This window comes from Streptomyces sp. NPDC102258 (assembly GCF_055584685.1).
The window spans coordinates 1-24,234 of sequence record NZ_JBVJLO010000016.1; the positions used below are offsets into that span (position 1 = coordinate 1).

At 73.5% G+C, this 24,234-nt stretch carries 23 protein-coding genes and 1 pseudogene; 13 read left to right on the forward strand and 11 right to left on the reverse strand.

What is annotated here, in order from left to right:
• Positions 1 to 190: 190 nt before the first annotated feature.
• Positions 191 to 1,024: a DUF1206 domain-containing protein gene (locus tag ACZ6ZT_RS24475; RefSeq protein WP_469722022.1), complete on the forward strand. Its 834-nt coding sequence runs from the start codon at positions 191 to 193 to the stop codon at positions 1,022 to 1,024.
• Positions 1,025 to 1,486: 462 nt separating this feature from the next.
• On the opposite strand, the pseudogene ACZ6ZT_RS24480 reads toward ACZ6ZT_RS24475, so the two are convergent.
• Positions 1,487 to 1,882: pseudogene (locus tag ACZ6ZT_RS24480) on the reverse strand (alpha/beta fold hydrolase); the annotation flags it as partial.
• A gap of 71 nt (positions 1,883 to 1,953) precedes the next feature.
• Between ACZ6ZT_RS24480 and ACZ6ZT_RS24485 the strand changes: the two are divergent.
• The 5 genes from ACZ6ZT_RS24485 (at position 1,954) to ACZ6ZT_RS24505 (ending at position 7,568) form a co-directional block, all read left to right on the forward strand.
• Positions 1,954 to 2,412, forward strand: a complete 459-nt coding sequence (locus ACZ6ZT_RS24485; RefSeq protein WP_469722023.1) for a MarR family winged helix-turn-helix transcriptional regulator — start codon at positions 1,954 to 1,956, stop codon at positions 2,410 to 2,412.
• A gap of 324 nt (positions 2,413 to 2,736) precedes the next feature.
• A complete protein-coding gene (locus ACZ6ZT_RS24490) occupies positions 2,737 to 4,158 on the forward strand; it encodes a family 2B encapsulin nanocompartment shell protein (RefSeq protein ID WP_469722024.1) in 1,422 nt (473 codons plus the stop codon).
• 50 nt (positions 4,159 to 4,208) lie between these two features.
• Positions 4,209 to 5,513, forward strand: a complete 1,305-nt coding sequence (locus tag ACZ6ZT_RS24495) for a family 2 encapsulin nanocompartment cargo protein terpene cyclase (protein ID WP_469722025.1) — start codon at positions 4,209 to 4,211, stop codon at positions 5,511 to 5,513.
• 28 nt (positions 5,514 to 5,541) lie between these two features.
• Positions 5,542 to 6,420, forward strand: a complete 879-nt coding sequence (locus tag ACZ6ZT_RS24500) for a geranyl diphosphate 2-C-methyltransferase (protein WP_469722198.1) — start codon at positions 5,542 to 5,544, stop codon at positions 6,418 to 6,420.
• Between the two features lie 200 nt (positions 6,421 to 6,620).
• Positions 6,621 to 7,568: an NADP-dependent oxidoreductase gene (locus ACZ6ZT_RS24505; RefSeq protein WP_469722026.1), complete on the forward strand. Its 948-nt coding sequence runs from the start codon at positions 6,621 to 6,623 to the stop codon at positions 7,566 to 7,568.
• A 75-nt stretch (positions 7,569 to 7,643) separates the two neighbouring features.
• Here ACZ6ZT_RS24505 and ACZ6ZT_RS24510 read toward each other — a convergent pair whose 3' ends face one another.
• The gene (locus ACZ6ZT_RS24510) at positions 7,644 to 8,450 is read right to left on the reverse strand and encodes a PLL family lectin (protein WP_469722027.1); all 807 of its coding nucleotides are present in this window, start codon (positions 8,448 to 8,450) and stop codon (positions 7,644 to 7,646) included.
• On the opposite strand from ACZ6ZT_RS24510, the gene ACZ6ZT_RS24515 reads away from it, so the two are divergent.
• The gene (locus ACZ6ZT_RS24515) at positions 8,415 to 8,771 is read left to right on the forward strand and encodes a helix-turn-helix domain-containing protein (RefSeq protein WP_469722028.1); all 357 of its coding nucleotides are present in this window, start codon (positions 8,415 to 8,417) and stop codon (positions 8,769 to 8,771) included. The two genes, ACZ6ZT_RS24510 and ACZ6ZT_RS24515, sit on opposite strands and share 36 nt — an antisense overlap.
• Here the strand turns inward: ACZ6ZT_RS24515 and ACZ6ZT_RS24520 are convergent.
• Positions 8,725 to 9,552: a dienelactone hydrolase family protein gene (locus ACZ6ZT_RS24520; RefSeq protein WP_469722029.1), complete on the reverse strand. Its 828-nt coding sequence runs from the start codon at positions 9,550 to 9,552 to the stop codon at positions 8,725 to 8,727. The two genes, ACZ6ZT_RS24515 and ACZ6ZT_RS24520, sit on opposite strands and share 47 nt — an antisense overlap.
• A 138-nt stretch (positions 9,553 to 9,690) precedes the next feature.
• Between ACZ6ZT_RS24520 and ACZ6ZT_RS24525 the strand changes: the two genes are divergently transcribed.
• Positions 9,691 to 10,716 carry a GlxA family transcriptional regulator gene (locus tag ACZ6ZT_RS24525; protein WP_469722030.1) on the forward strand — a complete coding sequence of 342 codons (1,026 nt, stop codon included), beginning with the start codon at positions 9,691 to 9,693 and terminating at the stop codon, positions 10,714 to 10,716.
• Positions 10,717 to 10,749: 33 nt separating this feature from the next.
• On the opposite strand, the gene ACZ6ZT_RS24530 is transcribed toward ACZ6ZT_RS24525, so the two are convergent.
• The 5 genes from ACZ6ZT_RS24530 to ACZ6ZT_RS24550 all read right to left on the reverse strand — a co-directional run bounded on the left by ACZ6ZT_RS24530 (position 10,750) and on the right by ACZ6ZT_RS24550 (position 16,761).
• A complete protein-coding gene (locus ACZ6ZT_RS24530; protein WP_469722031.1) occupies positions 10,750 to 11,100 on the reverse strand; it encodes an STAS domain-containing protein in 351 nt (116 codons plus the stop codon).
• 150 nt (positions 11,101 to 11,250) lie between these two features.
• Positions 11,251 to 12,534: an MFS transporter gene (locus tag ACZ6ZT_RS24535; RefSeq protein WP_469722033.1), complete on the reverse strand. Its 1,284-nt coding sequence runs from the start codon at positions 12,532 to 12,534 to the stop codon at positions 11,251 to 11,253.
• Complete coding sequence (locus ACZ6ZT_RS24540) at positions 12,531 to 14,312, reverse strand: condensation domain-containing protein (RefSeq protein ID WP_469722034.1); 1,782 nt, start codon at positions 14,310 to 14,312, stop codon at positions 12,531 to 12,533. Before ACZ6ZT_RS24540 ends, ACZ6ZT_RS24535 begins: the two co-directional genes overlap by 4 nt.
• Complete coding sequence (locus ACZ6ZT_RS24545) at positions 14,309 to 15,649, reverse strand: DUF6271 family protein (RefSeq protein ID WP_469722036.1); 1,341 nt, start codon at positions 15,647 to 15,649, stop codon at positions 14,309 to 14,311. The genes ACZ6ZT_RS24540 and ACZ6ZT_RS24545 overlap by 4 nt, the downstream gene beginning before the upstream one ends.
• Positions 15,631 to 16,761, reverse strand: coding sequence for a phytanoyl-CoA dioxygenase family protein (locus tag ACZ6ZT_RS24550; protein ID WP_469722037.1), 1,131 nt, complete (start codon positions 16,759 to 16,761; stop codon positions 15,631 to 15,633). The genes ACZ6ZT_RS24545 and ACZ6ZT_RS24550 overlap by 19 nt, the downstream gene beginning before the upstream one ends.
• A gap of 512 nt (positions 16,762 to 17,273) precedes the next feature.
• Between ACZ6ZT_RS24550 and ACZ6ZT_RS24555 the strand changes: the two genes are divergently transcribed.
• The 4 genes from ACZ6ZT_RS24555 (at position 17,274) to ACZ6ZT_RS24570 (ending at position 19,648) form a co-directional block, all read left to right on the forward strand.
• Entirely contained in the window at positions 17,274 to 18,131 is an 858-nt protein-coding gene (locus ACZ6ZT_RS24555; RefSeq protein WP_469722038.1) for a class-II aminoacyl-tRNA synthetase family protein, read from the forward strand.
• 70 nt (positions 18,132 to 18,201) lie between these two features.
• A complete protein-coding gene (locus ACZ6ZT_RS24560; RefSeq protein WP_469722039.1) occupies positions 18,202 to 18,432 on the forward strand; it encodes an acyl carrier protein in 231 nt (76 codons plus the stop codon).
• 9 nt (positions 18,433 to 18,441) lie between these two features.
• A complete protein-coding gene (locus ACZ6ZT_RS24565; RefSeq protein ID WP_469722040.1) occupies positions 18,442 to 19,068 on the forward strand; it encodes a 4'-phosphopantetheinyl transferase family protein in 627 nt (208 codons plus the stop codon).
• Between the two features lie 82 nt (positions 19,069 to 19,150).
• Complete coding sequence (locus ACZ6ZT_RS24570; protein ID WP_469722041.1) at positions 19,151 to 19,648, forward strand: DUF4232 domain-containing protein; 498 nt, start codon at positions 19,151 to 19,153, stop codon at positions 19,646 to 19,648.
• 72 nt (positions 19,649 to 19,720) lie between these two features.
• On the opposite strand, the gene ACZ6ZT_RS24575 is transcribed toward ACZ6ZT_RS24570, so the two are convergent.
• Positions 19,721 to 22,060, reverse strand: coding sequence for a macro domain-containing protein (locus tag ACZ6ZT_RS24575; protein ID WP_469722042.1), 2,340 nt, complete (start codon positions 22,058 to 22,060; stop codon positions 19,721 to 19,723).
• A gap of 100 nt (positions 22,061 to 22,160) precedes the next feature.
• Positions 22,161 to 22,445, reverse strand: a complete 285-nt coding sequence (locus tag ACZ6ZT_RS24580) for a hypothetical protein (protein ID WP_469722043.1) — start codon at positions 22,443 to 22,445, stop codon at positions 22,161 to 22,163.
• A 268-nt stretch (positions 22,446 to 22,713) separates the two neighbouring features.
• Here ACZ6ZT_RS24580 and ACZ6ZT_RS24585 point away from each other — a divergent pair, with 268 nt between their 5' ends.
• A complete protein-coding gene (locus ACZ6ZT_RS24585; protein WP_469722199.1) occupies positions 22,714 to 23,337 on the forward strand; it encodes an SRPBCC family protein in 624 nt (207 codons plus the stop codon).
• Here the strand turns inward: ACZ6ZT_RS24585 and ACZ6ZT_RS24590 are convergent.
• Entirely contained in the window at positions 23,326 to 24,144 is an 819-nt protein-coding gene (locus tag ACZ6ZT_RS24590; protein ID WP_469722044.1) for a YceI family protein, read from the reverse strand. The two genes, ACZ6ZT_RS24585 and ACZ6ZT_RS24590, sit on opposite strands and share 12 nt — an antisense overlap.
• Between the last annotated feature and the right edge of the window lie 90 nt (positions 24,145 to 24,234).

The following is a 24,234-nucleotide window of genomic DNA, read 5'->3' on the forward strand; positions in this document are numbered from 1 at the left end:
CCCCGTCGGCGCCTGGAACTTCTGGCAGTCCCACCACTGGTACTAAAACACCGGCACACACACATACGCATACGCGAGACGCCCGCCGTGACCATCCCGGCCGGGCGTCTTCGCGTACCCGCCTGTCGGCCCCTTGTCATGCCCGTGGCAGGGCGGGCATGGAGTGGGGGGCGGGGGGTAGTGGCGGGGCATGACGGCAGGCAGAGCGGCACGTGAAGGCATAAGGTCCGCCTCCAAGGGGGGCGCGGCCCGGGGGGTGGTGGCCAAGTGCGGGCTGGCGACCCGGGGTCTGCTGTACGTACTCACCGGGGTGATCGCGGTGCGCGTGGCCTTCGGCGAGAGCGAGGGCGGCGAGGAGGCGGACCGTACGGGGGCTCTCCAGCAACTGGCGGACAAGCCCTTCGGCAACGTCCTCGTGTGGGCCGTCGGCATCGGCCTGGTGTGCATGACGCTGTGGCGGCTCTCGGAGGCGATACTCGGCGCGGCCGGCCCCGACGGGGACAAGGCGGGCAAACGACTGGCCTCGGCGGCCCGGGCCGTGTTCTACGGCGTCGGCGCCTACTCCGTACTGTCCTTCGCCGCCGGCTCCGGGGGCGGCCAGTCCGGTGACGAGCAGTCGCGCGACGTGACGGCCCGGGCGCTCGACGTACCCGGCGGCCCGTGGTGGGTGGGGGCGGTCGGGGCGGGGATCGCCATCGGCGGTGTCGTGATCGCCGTACAGGCGGCCCGTCGCACCTTCCGCAAGCACCTGGCGATGGGCGGGCAGCCCCCGTGGGTCTGCAAAGCGGTCGAGGTCCTCGGGGTCGCGGGCGGTCTGGCACGCGGCGCCGTCTTCGCCGCGGCCGGCGCCTTCGTCGTGCACGCCGCGGTGAGCTACGACCCGGCCAAGGCGAAGGGCGTCGACGACACCCTCCGCACCTTCACCGGGACCCCGGCGGGCCCCTGGCTCCTTGCGGTGATCGCCGCCGGGCTCGTGCTGTTCGGCGTCTTCTCCTGGGCGATGGCCTGCTGGCGTCGCGTCTGACCCGCGCTGGCGGGCGGCGGCGCCGCAGCCCAGGAACTGCATCAGCCGGCCGTTGAGCCACTGCGGCGCGGTGAGCGGCAGGGAGTGGTGGGTGGCGCCGGGAACCAGCGCCACCTCGCCCCGCGCGAGCGTCCGCCGGGCGCTGTCGGCGACCTTGACGGCATCGTGGGCGTGGCTGCGCTCCGCGACGAGGACCAGAACCGGCATGCGCAGATCCGCGACCCGGGGGCGGCCACCCGCTATGAGCTTGCGGCCGGGAACGCTGCCGGCCAGCGCGTACAGCCGCCGCCACGCCTCGTCCGGGCGGGTGCCCGCCGTCTCCCAGTCCAGGAAGGCGCGGGCGCGGGCCTCGTCCGGGCGGATCAGGGTGGGCAGTGCGCGCAGCAGGTACCCGGGGCGGAACCCGGCGAAGACCCGCGTGGGGTCGAGGAGGGCGAGGCGGTCGACCCGACGCGGGGCGTGCAGCGCGTACCGGGCGGCCAGCCAGGCCCCGTACGAGTGCCCGCACAGGAGCGTGCGGTCGAGCCCGAGCCCGTCGAGCAGCGCGTCGAGCCAGGCCATGAGGTCGTCGGCGCCCCGCAACGGCGTGCCCCGGCGCTCGGTGCGCCCGGCGTCGCCCAGCAGATCGACCGCGTGGACGCGGTAGCGCCCGCCGAGCGCCGCCGCGTTGGCGAACCACACCAGTCCGGTGGCGCCGCCGCCGGGAAGCAGTACCAGCGGGGTGCCGTCCGCCGGCCCGTACACATGGACGCGGGTGCGGCCGTACGGCGTGGCGATATCGCGCTCCTGGGTGGACGCGGGCCAGCGGGCGCGCAGTTCCTCGTAGGCGAGGTCGAAGGCGGACGGCGGCAGCGACATGCGGGCGATTCCTCTCGCTGAACGATAATCTCGCTGAGCGAGATATTACGCGGAAGCCTGAGGGAGCGCGCATGGAAGACGAGCAGAGCCCGGCGATGCGGCTGGTTCACCTGCTACGTGCGGTCACCGTGGAATTCGACCTGCTCGGCGCCGAGTTCGCCGCCCGGCACGGGCTGCACCCCACCGATGTGCGCGCGCTGATCCACCTGCTGGACGCGGCACGGTCCGGCACCCGTGCCACCCCCGGGTGGCTCGGCGCGCAGCTCCGCCTGAACTCCGCCGGCACCACCGCCCTCGTGGACCGCCTGGAGCGGCTCGGCCTGGTCCGGCGCGCCAAGGACACCACCGACCGACGCCGGGTGCTCCTGGAGGTGGAGGACAAGGCCACCGCCCTCGGCTGGGCCTTCTTCGGCCCGGTGATCACCGAGGTGATGGCGGCGGCGGAAGACTTCGAGCCATCCGAACTGGAAACGGTACGCCGCTTCCTGACCGCGGTACGGCAATCCACAGGCCGAGCACGCTCACGCTGATCAGACGGCACCGCGCGCCCGTCGACCGCGTTTCGGGAGTCGGCGGTGAGGAGGCCGGGTGGCCGGAGCGCCCCCCGGCCGCGGGCGGGGAAGCGTGTTCGAGCTGGCCGGAATGTGGCTGGGGTGAGCCCCAAACACCCCGCCGGGCAAGGTCACCGCATTGAGGTAATGCTCCCGGATCACCGGGGGTGAGCGCTCGCCCCCGCCGTACTGTGCTCGTGGATCTGGCGGGATTGCCCGGATATCCGACTCCCTTGGATTCTTCGCGCGCCGGATGACCCGCGCCCCCGCCGACCGCCACCCTGACGAAGGAGAGCCCGCCCGATGACCGTGGACACCAGCCCCGAGCCGCAGTTGGACCAGACGGATCCGGCCCGGCAGACCAGCCTCGGTACGGCGGCGGCGCGCAACCTCGCCACCACGACCAAGTCCGCCCCGCAGATGCAGGAGATCTCCTCCCGGTGGCTGCTGCGGGTGCTGCCGTGGGTGGAGACCAAGGGCGGTACGTACCGGGTGAACCGCCGGCTCACCTACACCGTCGGCGACGGCCGGGTCGAGTTCGTGCAGGACGGCGCCCAGGTCCGGGTGATCCCCCGCGAGCTCGGCGAACTCGCCCTGCTGCGCGGCTTCGACGACGTCGACGTGCTCACCGCCCTTGCCGGCCGCTGCGTCCAGCACGACTTCCGCGCCGGTGAGGTCCTGGCCGAGCACGGCGCTCCCGCCGACCGCATCCACCTGATCGCCCACGGCCGCGTCAGCCAGACCTCCCCCGGCAAGTACGGCGACGAGCTGGCCGTCGCCGTACTCGCCGACGGCGAACACTTCGGCGAGCAGGCCCTCCTGGACGCCGACGCCCGGTGGGAGTACACGGCCACCGCCGAGACCTCCGGGACCCTGCTCACCCTGTCCCGCGCCGACTTCGACTCCGTGCTGTCCTCGGCGCCGGGTCTGCGGGCCCACGTACGGCACTTCAGCTCGCTCCCGCTCCAGCGGCAGAACCGTCACGGCGAAGCCGAGATCGCGATGTCGGCCGGCCACAGCGGCGAGCCCGAGCTGCCCGGCACCTTCGTCGACTACGAGGCCAACCCGCGCGAGTACGAACTCTCCCTCGCCCAGACCGTCCTGCGGGTCCACACCCGGGTCGGCGACCTCTACAACGACCCGATGAACCAGACCGAGGAGCAACTCCGGCTGGTCATCCAGGCGCTGCGCGAACGCCAGGAGTACGAGCTCGTCAACAACCGGGAGTTCGGCCTGCTCCACAACGCCGCCTTCAAGCAGCGCATCCAGACCCACTCCGGCCCGCCCACCCCGGACGACCTCGACGAGCTGCTCTGCCGCCGCCGCGGGTCCAAGTACTTCCTGGCCCACCCCAAGGCGATCGCGGCGATGGGGCGCGAGTTCAACGCCCGCGGGCTCTACCCGGACCACGTCGACCTCGGCGGCCAGCAGGTCCCGGCCTGGCGCGGGGTGCCGATCCTGCCGTGCGGCAAGATCCCCATCAGCAAGGAGAACACCACCTCGATCCTGGTGATGCGCACCGGCGAGGACAACCAGGGCGTCATCGGCCTGCGCCAGACCGGACTGCCGGAGGAGTACGAGCCGGGCCTGTCCGTGCGCTTTATGGGCATCGACGAGCGGTCGATCGTCTCCTACCTGGTCACCACCTACTTCTCCGCCGCCGTCCTCGTGCCCGACGCGCTCGGCGTGCTGGAGAACGTACAGATCGGCCGCAGGCGCGACTAGCGGACGACGACCGGACCCGGACCATCCACCACCCCGCCAAGGAGCCACGGATGCCCGACCCCGGGCCTTCCCCCCTGCAGCCGAGCCTCTCCGCCGCCGCCTCCCCGGCGCCCTCTTTCGCCCTCCCCGCTACGGGAACCCTCCCCGGCCCCCGCCCCACACCGCCCGGCGCGGGCGGCGGCCCGGTCCCGGACGCCGTACGGGAGGACGCCGCCGGGGCCCGTACGTCCGGCCCCGCCCTCGAACGCCTCCTGCGCGGCCCCAGCGGCCCGGGCACGGCGGGGCTGCGGCTGACCCCGCGCGCGGAGCAGCCCGTACCGCCGGACCCCGCGGCCGGGCCCCCGGAGAGCGCCACCGAGCCGCCGGAACCGGCTCCCGGCAACCCGATTCCCGGGCTCTACCACCACCCCGTCCCGGAACCGGACCCCGTACGGGTGGAGGAGGTCGGCCGCAGGGTCAAGACCTGGGCGGTGGAGGAGGTCGAGCTGTTCCCCCCGGACTGGGAGGACCAGTTCGACGGGTTCTCGCTGGGCCGCTACATGGTCGCCTGCCATCCGGACGCGCCCACCGTCGACCACCTCATGATCGCCACCCGGCTGATGGCGGCCGAGAACGCCCTCGACGACGTCTACTGCGAGGACCACGGGGGATCGCCGGTCGGGCTCGGCGGCCGGCTGCTGCTGGCGCACACCGCCCTCGACCCGCTCCACACGACGGCGGAATACCACCCCGCGTGGGCGGCGTCCCTGCACTCCGACGCCCCCCGGCGCGCCTACCGATCGGCCATGGAGTACTTCGTCCGGGCGGCGAGCCCCTCCCAGTCCGACCGGTACCGGCACGACATGGCCCGCCTGCACCTCGGGTACCTCGCCGAGGCAGCCTGGGCCGAGACGGACCACGTCCCGGAGGTGTGGGAATACCTCGCGATGCGGCAGTTCAACAACTTCCGCCCGTGCCCGACCATCACCGACACGGTCGGCGGCTACGAACTGCCGGCGGACCTGCACGCCCAGCCCGCCATGCAGCGGGTCATCGCGCTCGCCGGGAACGCCACCACCATCGTCAACGACCTGTACTCATACACCAAGGAACTCGCCACCCCCGGACGGCACTTGAACCTTCCCGTGGTGATCGCCGAACGCGAAGACCGCTCCGTTCGCGACGCCTACCTCAAGGCGGTCGAGGTCCACAACGACCTCATGCACGCCTTCGAGACGGCGGCCGCCGACCTGGCCGCCGCCTGCCCCGTCCCGGCCGTGCTGCGCTTCCTGCGGGGCGTGGCCGTATGGGTCGACGGCAACCACTACTGGCACCAGACCAACACCTATCGCTACAGCCTGCCCGACTTCTGGTAAGGACGGACCCCCTGTGACCAGCACCGAAATGACCATGACCGCCACCTCCGCCCCGGCCTCCGCGTTCATCCCGGGCCCGGCGACCCCCTACCAGGGCGACATCGCCCGTTACTGGGACCACGAGGCCCGGCCGGTGAACCTGCGCCTCGGCGACGTGGACGGCCTCTACCACCACCATTACGGGATCGGCGACATCGACCACGCCGCCCTCGGCGACGCCTCCGACAGCGGCTACCCCGAGCGGCTGGTCGCCGAACTCCACCGCCTGGAGTCGGCGCAGGCCGAGGTCCTGCTGAACCACCTCGGCGACATCGGGCCGGGCGACACCCTCGTGGACGCCGGCTGCGGCCGTGGCGGCTCGATGGTCATGGCCCACCAGCGGTTCGGCTGCAAGGTCGAGGGCGTCACGCTCTCCGCCAAGCAGGCCGAGTTCGCCAACGGGCGCGCCCGCGAGCTCGGCATCGACGGCTCGGTCCGGGCCCGCGTCTGCAACATGCTCGACATGCCCTTCGAGACGGGCTCGGCCGCCGCCTCGTGGAACAACGAGTCGAGCATGTACGTCGACCTGCACGACCTGTTCGCCGAGCACTCCCGCGTCCTCGCGGTCGGCGGCCGCTACGTGACCATCACCGGCTGCTGGAACCCCCGTTACGGCCAGCCCTCCAAGTGGGTCTCGCAGATCAACGCGCACTTCGAGTGCAACATCCACTCCCGCCGGGAGTACATGCGGGCGATGGCCGACAACCGCCTCGTCCCGCAGACCGTCATCGACCTGACGCCCGAGACACTGCCGTACTGGCAGCTCCGGGCCACGTCCTCCCTGGTCACCGGCATCGAAGAGGCCTTCATCAACTCCTACCGGGACGGCTCCTTCCAGTACGTCCTGATCGCGGCCGACCGCGTCTGACCCCGAGGGGTCCCGGGGGCGCCGCCGACGGCAGCGGTGGTGGCGCGTACGCCATTCGGGTCGGTCCTGGGGGGTCGGGGGCGTGCGGGCGGGGGGCTCGGGCGGTCGCGGGTGATGATCCTTGGCGGATCAGGCGGGAGTCCGCTCGGGCGCCCGCCCCCGCCGTCGGGCAGGCGGTCGTTCTCGAAAGGTCTTCCCCCATGCGCGCTTATGCCATCGACGCCTTCGGCGACACCCCCACCCTCCGGGAGCTCCCCGTACCGGACCCCGCGCCGGGCGAGGTGCAGATCAAGGTGCGTGCCGCCGGGATGAACCCCCTCGACTTCAAGACGGCCGCAGGGCAGCTGGCCCGTTCGGGAGCGGAGTTCTCCTTCCCCCTGACCCTGGGGTTCGACGTGGCCGGCGCCGTCACCGCGGCCGGTGAGGGCGCCGACTTCGCGGTGGGTGACGAGGTGTTCGGACTGGTGTGGCCGCGCACCTTCGCCCACGGCTCCTTCGCCGCCTACATGACCGCCCCCCGGCACGCGGCCCTCGCGCCGCGCCCCGAAGGCCTGGATCCGGTGGCCGCCGCCGCACTGCCGATGACCGGCGGGACCGCGCAGAGCGCGGTGGACTGGCTCGGCCTGACCGAGGGCGAACGGCTCCTGGTGGTCGGCGCGACCGGCGGCGTCGGCTCCTACGTGCTCCAGATGGCAGCCGGCCACGGCGCCCACGTCATCGCCGTCGCGGCCGGCACGGACCACGACTACGCCCGTTCCCTGGGTGCCGACGAGGTCATCGACCACCACACCACCGATGTCGCCGACGCGGTCCGCTCCGCCCACCCCGAGGGCATCGACGCCGTCATCGACCTCGTGGACGACGCCGAAACCGTCTCCACCCGGATCGCACCGCTGCTGCGCGACGGCGGCCGGCTGCTCAGCACCGTCTTCGCCGCCGACCCCGACGCGCTGGCCGCCGAGGGGGTCAGGGCGGTGAACTTCTCCTACCAGCCCGCCGGCGGCGATATGACCCGCCTCGCCACCGCGGTGACCGCCGGCGCCCTGCGCGTCGCCGAGACCCGCACCTTCCCGCTCGCCTCCATCGACGAGGCCCGCACCGCGCTGCTCGACGGCCACGTCCGGGGGAAGCTCGTCATCACCCCCTGATACGCGGGGCGCCGCCGGCCGGGCGAAACAGAGGTGAGCGGGCGCCGCCTGCCGCGCCCGCTCACCCCACCCCCGTCAGCGCGTGGTCACCAGGACCCGGGCCGACCCGTCGGGCAGGCCGGCGAGGGCGACCTGGTCGCCCGGGAAGCTCCCGCCGTCGGCCCCCGGCCGCTGCGGTCCCGGGACCGGACGGAAGGGCGCCCAGACACCGCCGCGGTCGCGGACGGTGTCCCAGACGTTGCCGTCCAGGCCGACGGCGAGCAGCCGGCTCTCCCCGTTCGGCATACCGGTGAGGGCGATCGCGCTCGCGCCCATCCGGGGCGTGGACACCCCGGGCGGCCCGCTCCAGCCCTGCCGCGTACCGTCCGCGCGCAGGACCGTGTGCCAGACGTTGCCGTCGAGGCCGATCGCCGCGATCTGGCCGTCACCGCCCGGCAGCGCGGCGATGGCCAGGGCGGACCCCCGGAAGTCGGGTGCGCCGACGCCCGCGACCACCGCCCAGCCGCTCCAGGAGCCGTCCGCCCGGCGCGTGCCCAGCCGCATCCGGCCGTCCTCCCCGAAGACCAGGAACCGGGCCGACCCGTCGGGCATGCCCGCCGCCGACACCTTCGTGATCCGCAGGAGCCCGGTGCCGCCGTCACCCGCCACCGCCGACCACCCGTGCCACGACCCGTCCGCCCGGCGGACGTTGTGGTACGCGTAACCGTCGTTGCCCACGGCCATCAACTGGGCCGAACCGTCGGGCAACCCGGTGATCGCGAACTCGGGACCGCCGAAGGCCGCGGCCTTCCCGACCCCCGCCACCGGCTTCCAGCCCTGCCACGCCCCGTTCGCCGACTGGACGTTGTGGTAGAGGTTCCCGTCGAGGCCGCGCCCGACCACCTGCGTGCTGCCGTCCGGCGGTGGCTGGACCACGCCCCGCTCGACGGCACCGGCCCCGCCGACGCGGGCAAGGGCGTCCACCTGAGCCCCCGCAGCCTGCGCCGCGCCCTCCAGGAGGAGGGCACCTCCTGGCGCGCCCTTCTGGACGCCGCCCGGCACCGCCGGGCCCGCCGCCTGCTGGAGACCACGGATCTGCCGCTCGACCGGATCGCCCCCCTCGTCGGCCTGAGCGGAGCCACCGCCCTGGTCCGCGCCTTCACCCGCTGGGAGGGCGTCACCCCGGGCGCGTACCGGACCCGTACGGGAGCAGCCGGGCGGTGAGGAAGGCGAGGATCTCGTCGCGGGCCCGGACCGTGGGGTGGCCGGCCCGGTCGACCAGGTGGGCGGTGACCACGCTGTGCGGCGTGCCGACCAGGTCGGCGAAGAAGGGCGGCGGGGCCGGGTGGGCGGCGCTGTCCGGCAGCACCCGCCCGTCGAAGGCGTCGCCGAGCAGCGCGCGGTACGCGGCGAAGCGCTGCCCCGTGCACCAGCGGTCGCCCTCGAAGCGGTAGGCGAGGACGGTGAGCCCGTCGCGGTCGAGCCGCTCGCGCACCGCACGCCCGTCCTCCGCGTCGAGTTCGAGGCCGCCGGGGTCGTCGAGCGGTAGCGACGGGTGGTTGACCACCGGGGCGATCACCGCCGGCTCCAGGGCCATGGTGAGGGCGAAGTTGCCGGTGAAGCACAAACCGATCGCGCCCACGCCGGGCCCGCCGCACTCGGCGTGCGCCTGGCGCGCCAGGCCGCGCAGCCAGGCCGTGACCGGGCTCGTGCCGCCCCCTGCGAAGGCGCGGAACTCGGCGCTCACACAGGCGCGGCGGACGACCTCCCGGCCGCCCTCGGCTGTGGGTAAGGCGCCGTCCGTCCCGAACAGGGAGGGCACATGGACGGTGAAGCCCGCGTCGCGCACCCAGCGCGCGAGTCGCAGGACATCGGGACTGATGCCGGGCATCTCGGGCAGCACCACCACCGCGGGCCCGGCCCCGGCCACGTACACCGTCTTCTCCACCCCCTCCACGGTCACGCCCCGGCGGATGAAGTCGCTGATCGGATCGTCGTCGCTCATGGAGCCACCCTCCGCCCGACGCCGGGCGGAGGGGGAGGGGCGGGATCGCCGGGACCGGGGGTAATCTCGCCACGCACGACGGGGAGACGGGCCCTGCGCGCTCGGCATGCGCGGGACACCTCAGGGGGGCGGAAAACAATGGCGGAGGCGCAGGGGTATGGCCAGGGGCAGGACGGTCCGGGTGTCGCCGGGCCGGGCGCGCTGCGGATCGGGATCCTGGCGTACCCGGGCTGCTTCGCGTCCGAGGTCTTCGGTGTCCCCGACCTGTTGACCATGGCCGGGCACGTCGCCGGACCGGACGCGCCCGGCTACCGCGTGTCGGTCCTCTCGCCCCGCCGCCGGGTCACCGCCTCCGGCGGCGCGAGCCTGGACGTACGTCCCCCGCACGCGGTCGACGTCCTCGTGGTCCCCGGCTTCGAGCTGCGCCCGGGTACGGACCTCGACGCGCGCCTCGCCCGCCTGGCCCCCGAGATCGCGGCGGTCCGCGCGCAGGCCGCCACCGGCACCGCCGTCGTCTCCCTCTGCGTCGGCGCGTTCCTGCTCGCCGAGGCCGGGCTCCTCGACCGGCGCCGCGCCACCACCTCCTGGCTCTACGCCGGCGAACTGGCCAGGCGCTGCCCGGCCGCCGACGTATGTCCCCAGCAGCTGGTCGTCACCGACTCCGGGGTGACCACCACGGCCGCCTTCAGCGCCATGTACGACTTCGCGCTGGACCTGATCCGCCGGCACGACGGCGCCGACGTGGCCCGGACCACCGCCCGGCTGGCGCTCGTCGACGACGCCCGGACCTCGCAGACCCCGTACGTGGACCCGCTGCTCCTGCCGCAGCCCGGCCGGGAGTTCACCCAGCGGGTCATGCGCCGCCTCGACCAGGACCTCGCCGGACGGTACGACCTCGCCGCACTGGCGGACGCCTTCGGGGTCAGCACCCGCACGCTGCTGCGCCGCTTCGCCGAGGAGACCGGACGCAGCCCGCTCGCGCACCTCCAGGCCTCGCGGGTCCGCCGCGCGCGCCATCTGCTGGAGACCACCGACCGGACCGTGGCCGCCGTCGCCGCGGCCGTCGGCTACCAGGACCCCGGCACCTTCGCCGCCCTCTTCGCCCGCCACACCGGCCACCGCCCGAGCGCCTACCGCACCGCCTTCCGCCGTCGCGAGACGTAGCGGCGGCGGACGCTCGGCCGCGACGGAACCCGGCTACAGGAGCGGCGGGGCCGGGTCGATGGAGAAGAGCGGGGTGGTGCCGGTCATGGCCAGGAGACGGGCGACCGGCTCGGTGGGGGCGGCGAGGTAGAGGGGCCTGCCCGTCTTCTCCGCTTGGGTACGGGCGATCAGCAGGGCGTTCAGGCCGGAGGAATCGCAGAAGGTGAGGTGCTGGAGGTCGATGACGAGATCCGTACCGGGACGGTCGGCGAGCACGCCGAGCAGGATGCCGCGCAGTGCGGGAGCGCGGGCGGCGTCCAGCTCGCCGTGCGGGCGGACGATGACGACGTGCTCCCCGCGCTCGATGTCGATGCGCTCATCACTAGCGCTGTCCGCTTCGCTCATCGTCGGCCGCATCCCGTCTGTCAGGCCTGGTCACAGCCCCGACAGCTGCGTAGGGACAAGAATACGGACCGGGCCGGGTGCCCGGAACGGGGAGGCGCCGACAAACGCGAGGGCGCCCGGCCGCGAGGAGCGGACCGCGCGCCCTCCGTGTCAGGTGCTCGGGACGGACGCCGGCGCCGGACTCCCCTCGGGGACGCGGCCCAGGGCGCGGATCGCCGGGACGCAGAGCATCACGCCGATGCAGACGACGCCCACGACCGAGGAGAACAGCAGCACCCGGTCCGCACCATAGGCATCGGCCGCCGGCCCGGCCAGGGCGCGGCCCAGCGGGATGACCATGATGGACCCGGCCACGTCGTAGGCCGAGACGCGGCTCAGGACGGCCAGGGGGATGTGGGACTGCACGCTCGTCGCCCACATGACGCCCCAGAACGCGAACCCGCACCCGGCCACCACCCCGGTCAGGGCCGTCACCGCGAAGGACCAGCCGAGTGCGGGAGCCAGCGGATTGAGGGCGAAGAAGAACATCGCGCAGGCCCCCGCCACGAGCGGGCGTCCCGGCCGGACCCGCATCCCCAGCAGGCCGCCGATGATCGTCCCGGCGCCGTCGGCAGAAACGATCCAGCCGTACCCGCCGGCCCCGTGCTGTTCGGTGAGCAGCGTCGCGCCCAGGGGCAGGGCCGGGCCGAAGACGAAGAGGCCGTACACCGCCCAGACGGAGATGACCCCCCACAGCCAGGAACGGGACCGGAACTCGTGCCAGCCCGTCGTGAGCCGCTGCCACATCGGGTCGTCGCCCCCGTCCCGGGCGGTGCCGAGCTTGCGCAAGGGCGCCAGGCCCAGCGCGCTCAGCGCGTAGGCCGCCGCGATGACCACGAACGACGCCGCGACGTTCCCGTAGGCGACGAGCAGTCCGGCGACCCCGGGACCGAGCAGGGTGCAGATGGCCTCGGAGATCCGCAGCAGCGCGTTGGCCCGCTGGATGTCCTCGGCGACCTGTGGCACCAGGCTCGCCAGGCCCGGCTGGAACATCGCGGTGGCGGCGCCGCTGACCGCCAGCAGCGCCATGACGTGCCACAGCCGTACGTCGGAGCCGATGAGCAGCACCGCGAGCGCGAGCATGGCCACCATGCGCACGACGTCCGCGCCGACCATCATCACCTGCGGGGTGAACCGGTCGGCGAGCACGCCGCCGAACAGCACGAGCAGCACGATCGGCGCCATCCACGCGGCCAGCGCGTAGCCCACGCCGGCGGCGCCGTAGCCCGCCCCCAGCACGGCGGTCGTCAGCGACACCATCAGCATGCCGTCGGCGAGCAGCGAGGCGCTGCGCGCGGTGAAGAACAGCCGGAAGCGGCTCGACCGCCAGGGGCTGGGCGGGGCGCTCGGCGCGGGTGGTGCGGCTGCCTCGTCCGCTACCTCGTCCATCGTCATGTCACATCCGCCGGAGCCCGGCCGGTCCCTTCGCTGAGTACCTGTTGACGGAGCCACGCGCTGCTCCGGTCCGCCTCCGCCGGCGGGTGCCGGACGATCACGTAACGGCGCGGGGCCAGTACGCCGGGGCGGCCGGGGAGCGCGTCCATCAGCGCGGAGTGCGCCCGCGCCGGGGTGAGCGGGGTGTCGCCGGTGGCGACGTACGCCGTCAAGGCGGCGGCTTCCGCCGGATCGCCGCCGGGCGGGGCGTCCACGCCGACGTGTACGGGAAGACCCCCGAGGGCGTCGCTCAGGGCCGCCGCCACGAGCGGCGGCGACGTCCAGCAGCCGTCCACCCGGTTCCACAGCGGACCGCGTTCGACCGGCCGGACCCCCGTCACCTCGGTGAGCGACGGGAGCGGCACGTCCCCCGCGGCGGCCGCCTCCAGCAGCCGGACCAGACCGGTGAGGAAGCCCTCCGCCTCCTCGCGCGTGAACAGCGCCGGGTCGGCCCACAGGCTGAGGTGCAGCAGCGGTTCGATCGCGTAGACGAAGGTCAGGGCGCGGGTCGGCAGCACCTGGTCCGGGCCCCAGCTCAGCTCCGGCTCCGGCCCGGCGTCGGCTTCCCCCGCCTCCGTCGCCGTGGCGAAGGCGGTGGCGGCCCCGGCGGCCGGGAGCGTACTCACGTCGTTGAACACGACGTCGCGCGCGAACCGGCTGCCCCGCTCGAAGGTGGTCCGGCCGATCATCTCCCACAGGCCGAGCGCGTCGAACCGGCTGTGCCGGTAGGCGTTGAGGGCCGCCCCCCAGGCCTTCTTCAGCAGCGCGTCGAAGGTCGCCGCCCGCGTGTCCAGGCAGAGCAGGGCGTCCTGCGACAGGGTGTTGACCGAGCGGGCGAGCCGGGGGTGGTACCGGTTGGAGGTCGGCACGGCGACGACGCACGCGCTCTGCCCCGTACGGTGCGCGATGAGCGCGCACCAGGCGGTCAGCAGCACGGTGGACGGCAGACCGCCGGTGCGGGCGGCCACGCGGGCCAGCGCGTGGGCGGCCCGCCGCGACCGGAGGGTGAGCCGGGGCGTGGGCACCTCGGTGCCCTCGGCGCCCGGCTCCGCGAACATCGCCTGGGGTCCGGTACGGATGATCCGCTCCCAGTACCGCAGCGACGCCTCGGACGTGCGCAGACCGGCCGGGGTCGCCTCCTCGGCGGCCAGGCCGAGTGGGGTCAGCGACGCCGGCGGGGGCAGTTCCGCGCCGGTGAGCAGGGCGAGCCACTCCTCCTTCAGGACCGCGAGGGCGCCGGCGTCGGTCAGGGCGTGGCTCGCCGCGATGGCCAGGAAGGCGGGCGCGCCGGAACGTGCCACCAGGGTGATGCGCAGGGGGAAGTCCCGGTCCAGCCGGAACCCTTCGGCCCGGGCCCGCCGCGCCAGCGACTCGGCGTACGGGGCGGGATCGCCGGGGAGTTCCGCGTGGTCGAGGACGGTGACGGTGAACGTGCCCCCGCAGGCCACGACCTGTTCACGGGGCGCGCTGCCCGGGGCGTGGGGGAAGGTCGTACGCAGTGCCTCGTGCCGTACGACGAGGGCGCGCAGGGCGTCGGCCACCGCGTCCGTCCGCGTCCCCCCGGGTACCGGCCATACGGCGTGGATGTTGATGTGGTCGGGCTCGTCCCGCAGCATGCAGCGGATCATGTTGGCCTGCCCCATGGTGACGGGACCCCGGCGCCGCGTACCGCCCGCGTACGAGACGGTGAGGGTGTGCGTCGCGGTGGCCGGCGGACCCGGGTGCGTCGCGGGGCTCACGCGGTGCACCCGGCCGGCTCCCGGGCCGGTGGGCCCGGGCGGTGGTGGTGCGTCCGCGCGACGCGGGCCAGCCGCGCCCAGGCGTCGGTGAGCAGGGCGAAGTCGGCCATGTCCTGTCGTACCTCGTCGAGGAGTTCGTCGCGGCGCGCTGCGAGCAGGTCCGCCGCCGTGGCGTACCGGCCGCCCAGCTTGCGGTACGAGCGGTCGAGTACGTCGAGCCGTCCGGCGCCCCCGGACCGGTCCACCCGGGCACCGTCCCGGACGAAGCGGGCCACGGCGTCGGGGCGGACCCGTCCCTCCGCGTCGAGCAGCGCGTCACCGGCCCGCCTGGTGGCGGCGTACACGGCGTCGAAGTGCGGACCGGAGAGGAGGAACTTCGCGAACCGTAGGTGGTAGGCGAGGAAGCCGGCGTCGGAACGGCGTTCGTTGGTGTGGTAGTTGACGATGTGCCGGTTGTGCAGGACGCCCGGCAGTCCCGCGTCGTGGACCAGGTGGATGAGGAAGTAGTCGCTGCCGATGGTGTCGGTGGCGGGCGGCAGTGGAACCCGGCCGTAGACCTCGCGGTCGAAGGCGATGTTGCACATGTCCACGCGTGTCGGGCTGACGCTCGTGAGGGTGGTGAGGTCACCGGTGAACGCGGTGGTCCCGGCGCCCCGGAAGGACTGCGCGATCAGGTTGCCACGCCAGATCTCCGGGTAGCCGGCCGGCACCGAAAGGCCGACGACCTCCTCGTAGACGGACGGGTCGAGACGGCGGATCTCCGCCACGTCCACGGACATCTCGCCGACGAAGGAGCCGCCGACCAGGGCCACCGGCCGCTCCGCGCACGCGGGGTCGAGCCTGCTCCGCGTCACCAGCCCGGAGACGTCGGCGGCGCGCCGCCCGAGGGCCGTCAGCTCGTGGTGCAGGGGAAAGACCGGCTCCGCGTCCAGGTACTGGTAGCGGCTGTCCGAGTCCCGGCGGTGCACGGACGCGCAGCCCAGGGCTTCCGCGATCAGGAAGGCGCGGTTGGTGCAGGCGCCGTAGGAGACCCGGGAGGGCAGCATCAGCCCGAGCACGTGCTCGGGCGCGGCGACGCCGGACGCGGCGATCACCTCGCGCAGGAAGGCCCGTTGCGCGTCCTCGTCGAAGTGGTGCACCACCACCCCGGGAGCCGCAGGCAGCGCGGCCACCGCCTCCCGGTGGTCGGCGAGGGCCGGGGCGGGGGAGGAGTCGAGGACGAGGAGGTGCACCTCGGCGCCGTGCCGGCGGGCGCCGTCGGCGGCCTCCTCGGCCACGGCCCTGATGGTCGCGGCGCACGGGCGGTTCGTGGGGAGGGTCAGACAGACACGGCGCACGCCGGCTCCCCGCTCTGGTCGGTGACGGCGCCCGCCCCGGTGTCCGCCCCGGTGTCCGCCCCGGGCTCCGGCCCGGCGGCCGGGTCGTGCCAGGAGGTGAGGCCGAGCAGGCGGCTGCCGAGTGCGTTCAGGGTGGCCGTGGGGTACCGCTCGGACTCGTGCCGTACGGGGTCGCCGACCAGGGTCCGGTTCCAGCGCGGGGTCCGCAGGTGCCGCCAGGCGTCGACGCGGGAGCGCCTCAGCCGCTCGTGCTCCTCCAGGGCCGGCATCATCGACAGGTACTGGACCGCCCGCACCTGGTCGCGGGAGACGTTGCGCGCCACGCCGTGGGCGAGCAGGCCGTTCCAGATCAGCAGGTCGCCGGGGTGCAGGTCGGGGCGGACGACGGGGTACTCCGTCCGGTCCACGTCCGGGCGCAGCGGGTCCCGGTCGGCCGGCCGGCCGGTCTTCCACTCCTCGAACCGCCGGAACAGCTCCGGGCAGCACTGGAAGCCGCCCGACTCCGGCCGGGTCTCGTTGAGCGCGATGATGCCCTGCACCCGCTGCGGCGGGACGCCGAGCGTGGTGTCGATGTCCCAGTGCAGCTCGATGTCGAAGCCGCGGTCCGTGGGCTCGATCAGGGCGCGGTCACGGTTCCCGACGTTCGGCGGGTTGAGGTTGAGCCGGTCCTGGGTGACCCACAGTTCCTCGCAGTCCCACACGTCGACGAAGGCGTCGTAGACGCGCTGGGCCTGCCGGTTGTCCCAGAGCAGCTGGTGGTGGTACGCCTCCACGAAGCCGTAGACGTGCAGCTGCCGGTCGAGCTCGGAGCGCATCGGCCGGTCCTCGTACCAGCTGTCGGGCCGGTCCGGGTCGAGGCCCTGGAACTCCCAGGTGAAGTCCAGGAGGCGGCGCGCCGCCTCGGCCGGGACGGCCTCCCGGACGATGACGTAGCCGTAGGTCTGCCAGTGGGCGAAGTCCTCCTCGGACAGCACCCTCAGCGGCCGCGACTTCTTCAGCTCCCGCAGGGTGGTCTGCGCGAGGTAGGACTCGCCGTCGGCGCTGAAGTACGGCAGGTCCGAGGCGGCGCGGTGGAGCCGGGGGTGGGGGCGGCGGGGAGCGGGTGTCGTCATGTGGTCCCTCCAGAACGGGAGAAGCGGGCGGGGGACGGTTCCTCGGCCGACGGGCGGCGCGGGGCGGGCCCCGGCGCGGGGCAGACGGCAGGCAGCGGGCGGCAGGCAGGGGAGGGCGCGGGAACGGGACGTCCGATCCGTGGCGTCACGGTTGCGATGGCGACGCCAAGCAGCAGAATTGGTTTAGACCATAACCGCTGTCAAGTGTTGTCTCAATATGCGGAGTTCAATCGGCCAACGACTTCCGGACACTGCCCGGACGCAACCGCCACCGCCGAGATCTGGTCTAGACAATAGACGCGCGAGCGGCTTACTGTCCCCCTGCGCAGTCCGGTCCTTGATGGGATATCAGCCGACTTCTCCACCGCTGCGCGCCCATCGCGGTCAACGGTGACCCCGCGCCGCAGCGGTCAGCCGCGTCCGCCTCCGCGAGGCGGAGCGGGCACCACCGCGACGACTTCCGTGGCGCGATCGATCCGCCCGTCCGGCCAGACCCACAGAGAGCGGTTTCCATGAGCACATCCAGCACGACGGCCCTGCCGGACGGCGGCCTCAAGAGTCCCGGCGCGGGCCTGATCACGCTGGACCCGGTCCGCACCGCCCTCCTGCACGGCTTGGACGACCTGCTCACCGGGCTGGCCGCACGGCTGGCCGCGCCCGAGGTCGTCGGTCCGCCGCTGCTGTCCGTGGAGGGGCTGGCACGCCTCGACTTCTTCCGGAACTTCCCCCATCTCGGCGTCTCGGCCGGGCGCTTCACCCCGGACGCCCTCGACGGACTGGCCGCCGGGGAGACGCCCGAGGAGTTGCCCCTGCGCCCGACCGGCTACCTGCTGCCCTCGGCCACCTGCTACGGACTGCTGCTCTCGCTGGAGGGCAGGGACGTCGGCGAGGCGGGCCTGCGGCTGTCCGCCGCCGGCCGCTGCTTCCGCAACGAGACCCACTACGACGGACTGCGCCGCCTGTGGGGCTTCCACATGCGCGAGGTCCTGTACCTCGGCACCCCACAGGGCGCCGTAGAACACCTGGAACAGGGAGCCGCGTTCGTCCTGGAAGCCGCCGCACGCCTCGGCCTGGACCTGACCCGGGCGGTGGCCGACGACCCGTTCTACGACAAGGGCGGCTCCCGGGCCCGGCTGATGGCCCTGGACCCCGTCAAACACGAATTCTCCGCCCCCGACGGCACCGCCATCGCCTCCGTGAACCGGCACCGCAACTTCTTCGGCGAGCGCCTCGGCATCCGCGCGGGCTCGGCGGGCCCGGCGTACAGCGCCTGCGTCGCCTTCGGAATCGAGCGCTGGGTCCACGCGATGATCCTCGCCCACGGCACCCCCGAACGGGCCCTGGACCGGCTCCGCGAGGCCCGCACCTGACCCGGGCCCGCCCACCCCCACCACGGCCTTCGCACGTCACCCGTACCACCGACAAGGAGCGACCCTCCCCATGGAACGCATCACCACGTGGCTGTACGAGAAGAACCCCGGACTCGACGGCCCGATCGACGCCGATGAGGACCTCATCGAAGCGCGTCTCATCGACTCGATGGACTTCCTGGAGTTCATCGACCTCCTGGAGGAACTCTCCGGCAGCACCATCGACCTCCAGGAGGTCACCATCGACGACTTCCGCACCCTCGGCCACGTCCGGAAGCGCTTCCTGAGCGCCGCCCCCTGAGCCGTGCCGATGCCCGCCATCGCCGTGGTGGCGACCACCCGGGAGGTACTGGCCCGCCGCGAGCTGCACGAGGGGCTGCTCGCCCCCTGGGAACACGAACGGCTCGCCGGGATACGGGTACCGGGCCGCCGCGACGACGTGGTGGCGGCCCGGCTCCTGCTGCGGCTGTGCGTCGCCCGCCACACCGGACTGCCCCTGAGCGCGTCGGTCCCGGGGCAGCTCTGCCCCGGCTGCGGACGGGCCGGCCACGGGCGCCCGTACCTGCCCGGCCACCCGGGGCTGGGGCTCAGCCTCAGCCACGCGGACGGCCTGGTCGCGGCGGCCGTCGGCCCGGGCGCCATCGGCATCGACGTCGAACCCTCGACGCGCCGCCCCGGCCCCCTCCGCGTCCTGCGCCGCCTGCTCCCCGACGCGGACCTCCGGGAAGCCGCAGCCCGCCCGGACCCCGGGCCGGCCCTGCTCCGCCTGTGGGTCCGCCGCGAGGCCCTCCTGAAGGCCGGCCGCCCCGCCCCCCGCCACCTCTGGGAATGGTCGGACCCCGGCCGCTCGGCCACGGCAGCCGTGGCCGCCAGCACCCCCACCGCGATCGTGGATCCCGACGGGGCGCTTTGTCGGCGTTTCGGGACATTGTCCTGAAGGCACGCGGGGCAGGTATCCCGCCGACCCGTCGTTCCGTGGGGAACGCCGGGTGACCAGTCGGCCCGCAGGGAGATGCAGCATGCGCACCAGCCGTACGTCCGCCACCATCGTCGCCGTCGCTCTGGCGGCCCTCGCGAGCACCGGGACCGCGGGGGCCGCGACGGCGGGCACCGCCGCGCCGTCGGCCTGCCGGCCCGCCAATCACCTCGCGACGATCGCGCCGGACCAGGCCAGCGCCGGGCACGTCCACTTCCGCGTCACGCTGACCGCGCCGAAGGGCTACGCGCCGTGCCGCCTCGCCGGCTCCCCGACCGGCGTGGCCTTCACGCACCACGGGGCACCGCTCCACATCACGGCGGGCCGGTACGGAGACCAGCACACCGCGGTGACCTTCGGGCCGGGCCGGCCCGTCCACTTCGACATCCAGGTTCCGAACGACGGGCACGGCACCCCGGCCGACGAGGCGTCGTTCACGCTCAGGGCCCCCGGGGGCGAGATCCCGGGCACCTCCTTCGCCGAGGGCCGCTTCGAGGTCACCGCCGGCACCCTCATCGGCCCGGTCCGAGCCGGAGCCTGACGCGCCGGTGCCCGCCTCGGGCCCGGACGGGAGCGGTCGCGTACGCACCGCTCGTCCGGGCCCGACGGCACGTCAGGACACCACCGGGGTGGCGGCCTCCACTTCGGTCAGCCTGACCGTGCACAGTCCGCCGCGCTCGCTCTTCACGTCCGTCACCTTGAGCTGTGTGCCCGGCGTGAGGATGTACTCCTCCTCCCCGGTGAAGGCGGAGAACTTCCTGATCCCGACCGCCCGGGCGGGCGTCACCTCGAAGAGCGTCCGCTTGCCCCGGCTGCCCAGGAAGGACCGGGCCACGTGCGGCTCGGAGGTGCACGAGGAGACGCCCCACCAGGTCACCGTCCCGCCCACCGGGTACTGCGACCGCAGGTCCAGCGACACACCGCGCCACAGTGGGCGCGTGTGTGCGGGCAGGTTCGACACCGCCGAGAACAGCAGCCGCAGGTACGGCAGATAGGGCGTGACCCGGCCCCGGTCGGGGGAGCGCAGGACGGCGTTGATCTCCCGGTAGAACGCGGACTCGCAGGTATAGAGGTGGAGCGCGGCGATCGCGTCGGCGGACAGGCTGTTGCCGGGCGTCTCGTCGGCCCGCAGCTTGCCGAAGTCGCGCGACCGGTCGATGTGTCCGGCGAGCCCGGAGAGCGCCTTGGCCACCGGCGCGAGGGCCTCCTCGAAGGCCATCACCGGGGTGTCGAACACCCCGGTGATCGAGGGGAGGACCAGGCCCTCGTCCTTGACGCCGGTGAGCCGCTCCAGGTACAGCTGGTGCAGGTTCATGGTCGACTCGATGAAGGCACCCATGCGCGCCGCGACACCGCCGTCCCCGCCGGCCGTCCCCTCGTTCCACCCCTTGCTCGGCAGCCAGTCGATCACCTCGGTGCCCAGGGACGCGAGGGCCTCGTTCACCAGGGCGAAGTGGTCGCCCTCGCAGAAGAGGTCGCCCTGCGCCGCCGGGTTCGCGTGGTCGAGGTGGCGGACCTCGACGTCCGGGTACTTCTGCTGGAGCCGCAGGACGACGCTCTTCAGGCCGCGGGCGTGCGCTCCCCACCAGGCGAACACGATCCCGCGGTCCTCCTCGGCGGCGTCCTGCTTGGCCTTGAGGATCTCCTCGACGATCCGCTCGACGACGGGCCGCCAGAACGCCGTGTGCCGGTCGGTCCCCATCGCCCCGTCGCCGCTGGCGGTGAGGGAGGCGTTCAGCAGCAGCACGCCCTGGGTGAGCATCGCCTGGAACCACTCCGGCGGCTGGACGGTGTCCCGCTCCTTCAACAGCGCGCGGACGTCCGCGATGGGGGTCTTCTTGACTATGCCGTACTTCCACATCGCCGCCGCCTTGATGAGGCAGCGGATGCTGACGACCCTGCCGAACTGGCTGTCCTTCCAGTCGGAGAAGGTGTTGTCGAACATGGCGATGCCGGTCGCGCTCTCCGGCCGCGGATAGGGGTTCTGGCCGAAGGCGACGACTTTCCACTTGTGCGGCGGGTTGGGCTTGAGGGCCTGGAAGGTCAGCTCGCGGACCGGGACGACCTCGGGACCGCGGCCCTTCCCGATGAAGCGGGCGGCATCCGGCCGCCCCTCGATGACGGGCTTCAGGAGCGGGAGCCAGGGCTCGCCGCCGCCGTCGAAGAGTTCGGCCAGCGCCAGGGGGTCGTTCGCGTCGGTCACGGGGGAGGGGCTCTCATCCGTCGGGGTGGCGGCAGGGGCAGGGGCAGGGGCAGGGGCAGGGGCAGGGGCAGGGGTCGGGCCGGGGGTGACGGCCGCCGGCGGGACGATGCGTACCCGCTGGTCGACGGGGGCGTTCTCGATGCCGTCCAGCTGCGTGAGGATCGTGGCGCGCAACGCGTCGTCGTCCTCGAACCAGTGATCGTGGAAGAGGGTGTAGCCGGTCCACATGAGGTTCGCGCACACCCTGGCCGGGACCCGGCCGGTCTGCGCACCCATCCCGACCAGCGCCACCGAACGGATGCTGCCCGCCACCTTCCGGTTCTGCCGGTGAACGGCCTGGAACGCGGCGGCGCAGGCCAGCGCCACGTTCAGCGTGGCGCTCACGTTCTGCGCGGACTCCACCATGGTCGGCGTCGATATCAGGTACCGGGGGACGGTGGCTCCCGAGGGCACGCAGACCGCGCTGCCCACCGGCAATGAACCGTCGAACCGGTCGCGGATCGCGCGCCGCACGCGCAGCTGGATGCCGGAACCGAGGTGGCGCTTGATGGCGGCGTCGACCCCGCCGTCCATCCGGCCCCGGGAGTTCGTGGGGGTGACCCAGGCGTCGACGTCCTCGTCGAGGATCGAACCCCTCCGGATCTCGATGCCGGGCGTGTCCGCGAACGCCGCCCGCCATGCCTCCACGACGCGCTCGTTCACATCGGTCAGCACCACCCTCAGCGCGGGCTGAACACTGCTCTCGGTCATCGGTCACTCCTGTCGGGAAACGGCTCTCGCAACACGTCGAAAGTTAGCCGCCACCACTGACAACGCCGTTGCGGAGGACCGACGATGACCAGCCGTCGGATCAGGGGGCGTCGGGAAGACCGGGCCGTCGACGCAGTTCGAGGAGGGCCACCGCGACCTTCACCCCGGTCGACAGCGTCAGGGCTTGCAGGAACGGCATGCCCGTGAGCCACAGGGCCACCATCATCACCGTCAGCACCAGGAAGGCGGCCGGCAGATTGGTGCTCCTGATCGCGGTCCGCAGCCGACCGGCCCGGCTTCGGCGCCGACCGTGCGGTCCGTTCGGGCCCTGACCCTCCGGTCCGCCCGGCTGCGCGGTGACGCCGTTCTCCTCCGCCTGCGGCATGGGCTGCCGTCCTTCCCTCGCGCCGGTGCTCGTTCTCCGTACGTACGAGCCTCCGGCGCGACCCGATGGACTGCCACCGCTGCCCGCCTCGCCGCCACCATCCGGCGTACGACGCACGGCTTCACCGCGCCGGGCCGGGCGTGACGCTCTCGTTAGAAGGTCTCACGTGACCCATTGCCTCTTACGTAACTGACGTTATAGCCTCTAACGAATGATCCGGCTTCTGCCGTTCGGCAAGGCCAGTCCACCGATCACCCAGGGGGAACCCATGTCCAGCCACCGCCGCCGCACCGCCCTGTTCGCCCTCCCGCTCGTCGCCGGTCTCCTCGGCGCCACCGCCTTGCCCGCCGCCGCCGGCACCCGCCCCGCCCCGTCCCTCACCTGCCGCGGGACCGGAGTCGACCCCGACGCCCGCGTCCGCTACCGGAGCGAGGTCCTCATCGACGCCCCGCTCGGCACCATCTGGAAGCTGCAGACCGACATCGCGCGCTGGCCGTCCTGGCAGGGCCCCGTCACGACCGCGGAACGCCTCGACCACGGCCCCCTGCGCCCGGGCTCGGCCTTCCGGTGGACGACCCCCGTACCCCCCAACCCGACCCCGGCCACCAGCCTGGAGATCACCTCGACCGTCCGGCAGCTCCGGCACCACTCCTGCATCCGCTGGACGGGCCCGGCGACCGGCGACGGGCTGCACATCGACGGCGTCCACGTCTGGAACTTCACCGAGACCCCCGGCGGCGTCCGGGTGAGCACCGAGGAAACCCACACCGGCCCCCAGGTCGACGCTGACGTACCCACCGCGACGGCCCTCCTCCGCCAGGGGCTCGAAGGATGGCTCAGCGACCTGAAGACCACCGCCGAGGCCCGCGCCCACCACCCGTCACCCCGGTAGCGAGTCCCCCTGGACCGCCTGGATGTCCAGTTCCACCCTCAGGGTGGCGCCGATGGCGGCGATGCCCGCCTGGACCACCTGGTTGTAGTTCATGGCGAAGTCCTCGCGGCGCAGCTCCGCACGCGCGCGGAAGGCCGCCCGCGTCCCGCCCCAGGGGTCGGCCCCGGTGCCGAGGTAGGCCAGGTCCAGGTCGACGGGGCGGACGACCCCGCGCAGGGTCAGTTCGCCGTGCACGGCCCAGCGGTCGGAGCCGGCCGGGGTCAGCCCGGTCGAGCGGTAGGTGATCTCCGGATACGTCTCCACGTCCAGGAAGTCCGCCGACTTCAGGTGGCCGTCGCGCATCGCGTTGCCGGTGTCTATGGAAGCCGAGGTGATCACCGCCTCGACGCGGGACCCGGACACGTCCCGGGGGTCGATGTCGATCCGCCCCGCGAACGCGGTGAACCGCCCGTGCACGCTGGAGATGCCCAGGTGCTGCGCGACGGCGCCCACGGACGAGTGGGCCGGGTCGATCGTCCAGGGACCCGGCGGCGGCAGCTCGGCGCCGCCCTGACGGGCCAGGACCACGTTGCCGACCTCGGCGCGTCCGCTCGCCGTCACCAGCGCGCTGGACGCGGTGGGCGCGTAGCCGACCGCCGTGACGATCACCGTGTACGCCCCCGGCGCCAGCGAGGTCGCGTCTCGCACGACCCCCTCGCCGTCGGCTTCGGCGCGTACGACCTGCGTGCCCGTCATGTCGGTCACCGTGACGACCGCGTGCGACACGGCCCATCCGTCACGCGTGCGGATCCGTGCGGTCAGTGCCATCCCGTTGTCTCCCTGCGAGGTGTTTCCATGATCGTGCCGAACGGCCCGGAACCGGCCGGACGGCCGGGTCGGGCCCGGAACCGCACCGGC

Excerpts from the sequence above, each read along its gene's own strand:
- ACZ6ZT_RS24475 (WP_469722022.1), top strand. The coding sequence starts at position 191 with ATGACGGCAGGCAGAGCGGCACGTGAAGGCATAAGGTCCGCCTCCAAG.
- ACZ6ZT_RS24485 (WP_469722023.1), top strand. The coding sequence starts at position 1,954 with ATGGAAGACGAGCAGAGCCCGGCGATGCGGCTGGTTCACCTGCTACGT.
- ACZ6ZT_RS24490 (WP_469722024.1), top strand. The coding sequence starts at position 2,737 with ATGACCGTGGACACCAGCCCCGAGCCGCAGTTGGACCAGACGGATCCG.
- ACZ6ZT_RS24495 (WP_469722025.1), top strand. The coding sequence starts at position 4,209 with ATGCCCGACCCCGGGCCTTCCCCCCTGCAGCCGAGCCTCTCCGCCGCC.
- ACZ6ZT_RS24500 (WP_469722198.1), top strand. The coding sequence starts at position 5,542 with ATGACCATGACCGCCACCTCCGCCCCGGCCTCCGCGTTCATCCCGGGC.
- ACZ6ZT_RS24505 (WP_469722026.1), top strand. The coding sequence starts at position 6,621 with ATGCGCGCTTATGCCATCGACGCCTTCGGCGACACCCCCACCCTCCGG.
- ACZ6ZT_RS24520 (WP_469722029.1), bottom strand. The coding sequence starts at position 9,552 with ATGAGCGACGACGATCCGATCAGCGACTTCATCCGCCGGGGCGTGACC.
- ACZ6ZT_RS24525 (WP_469722030.1), top strand. The coding sequence starts at position 9,691 with ATGGCGGAGGCGCAGGGGTATGGCCAGGGGCAGGACGGTCCGGGTGTC.
- ACZ6ZT_RS24530 (WP_469722031.1), bottom strand. The coding sequence starts at position 11,100 with ATGAGCGAAGCGGACAGCGCTAGTGATGAGCGCATCGACATCGAGCGC.
- ACZ6ZT_RS24535 (WP_469722033.1), bottom strand. The coding sequence starts at position 12,534 with ATGACGATGGACGAGGTAGCGGACGAGGCAGCCGCACCACCCGCGCCG.
- ACZ6ZT_RS24550 (WP_469722037.1), bottom strand. The coding sequence starts at position 16,761 with ATGACGACACCCGCTCCCCGCCGCCCCCACCCCCGGCTCCACCGCGCC.
- ACZ6ZT_RS24555 (WP_469722038.1), top strand. The coding sequence starts at position 17,274 with ATGAGCACATCCAGCACGACGGCCCTGCCGGACGGCGGCCTCAAGAGT.
- ACZ6ZT_RS24560 (WP_469722039.1), top strand. The coding sequence starts at position 18,202 with ATGGAACGCATCACCACGTGGCTGTACGAGAAGAACCCCGGACTCGAC.
- ACZ6ZT_RS24565 (WP_469722040.1), top strand. The coding sequence starts at position 18,442 with ATGCCCGCCATCGCCGTGGTGGCGACCACCCGGGAGGTACTGGCCCGC.
- ACZ6ZT_RS24570 (WP_469722041.1), top strand. The coding sequence starts at position 19,151 with ATGCGCACCAGCCGTACGTCCGCCACCATCGTCGCCGTCGCTCTGGCG.
- ACZ6ZT_RS24575 (WP_469722042.1), bottom strand. The coding sequence starts at position 22,060 with ATGACCGAGAGCAGTGTTCAGCCCGCGCTGAGGGTGGTGCTGACCGAT.
- ACZ6ZT_RS24580 (WP_469722043.1), bottom strand. The coding sequence starts at position 22,445 with ATGCCGCAGGCGGAGGAGAACGGCGTCACCGCGCAGCCGGGCGGACCG.
- ACZ6ZT_RS24585 (WP_469722199.1), top strand. The coding sequence starts at position 22,714 with ATGTCCAGCCACCGCCGCCGCACCGCCCTGTTCGCCCTCCCGCTCGTC.
- ACZ6ZT_RS24590 (WP_469722044.1), bottom strand. The coding sequence starts at position 24,144 with ATGGCACTGACCGCACGGATCCGCACGCGTGACGGATGGGCCGTGTCG.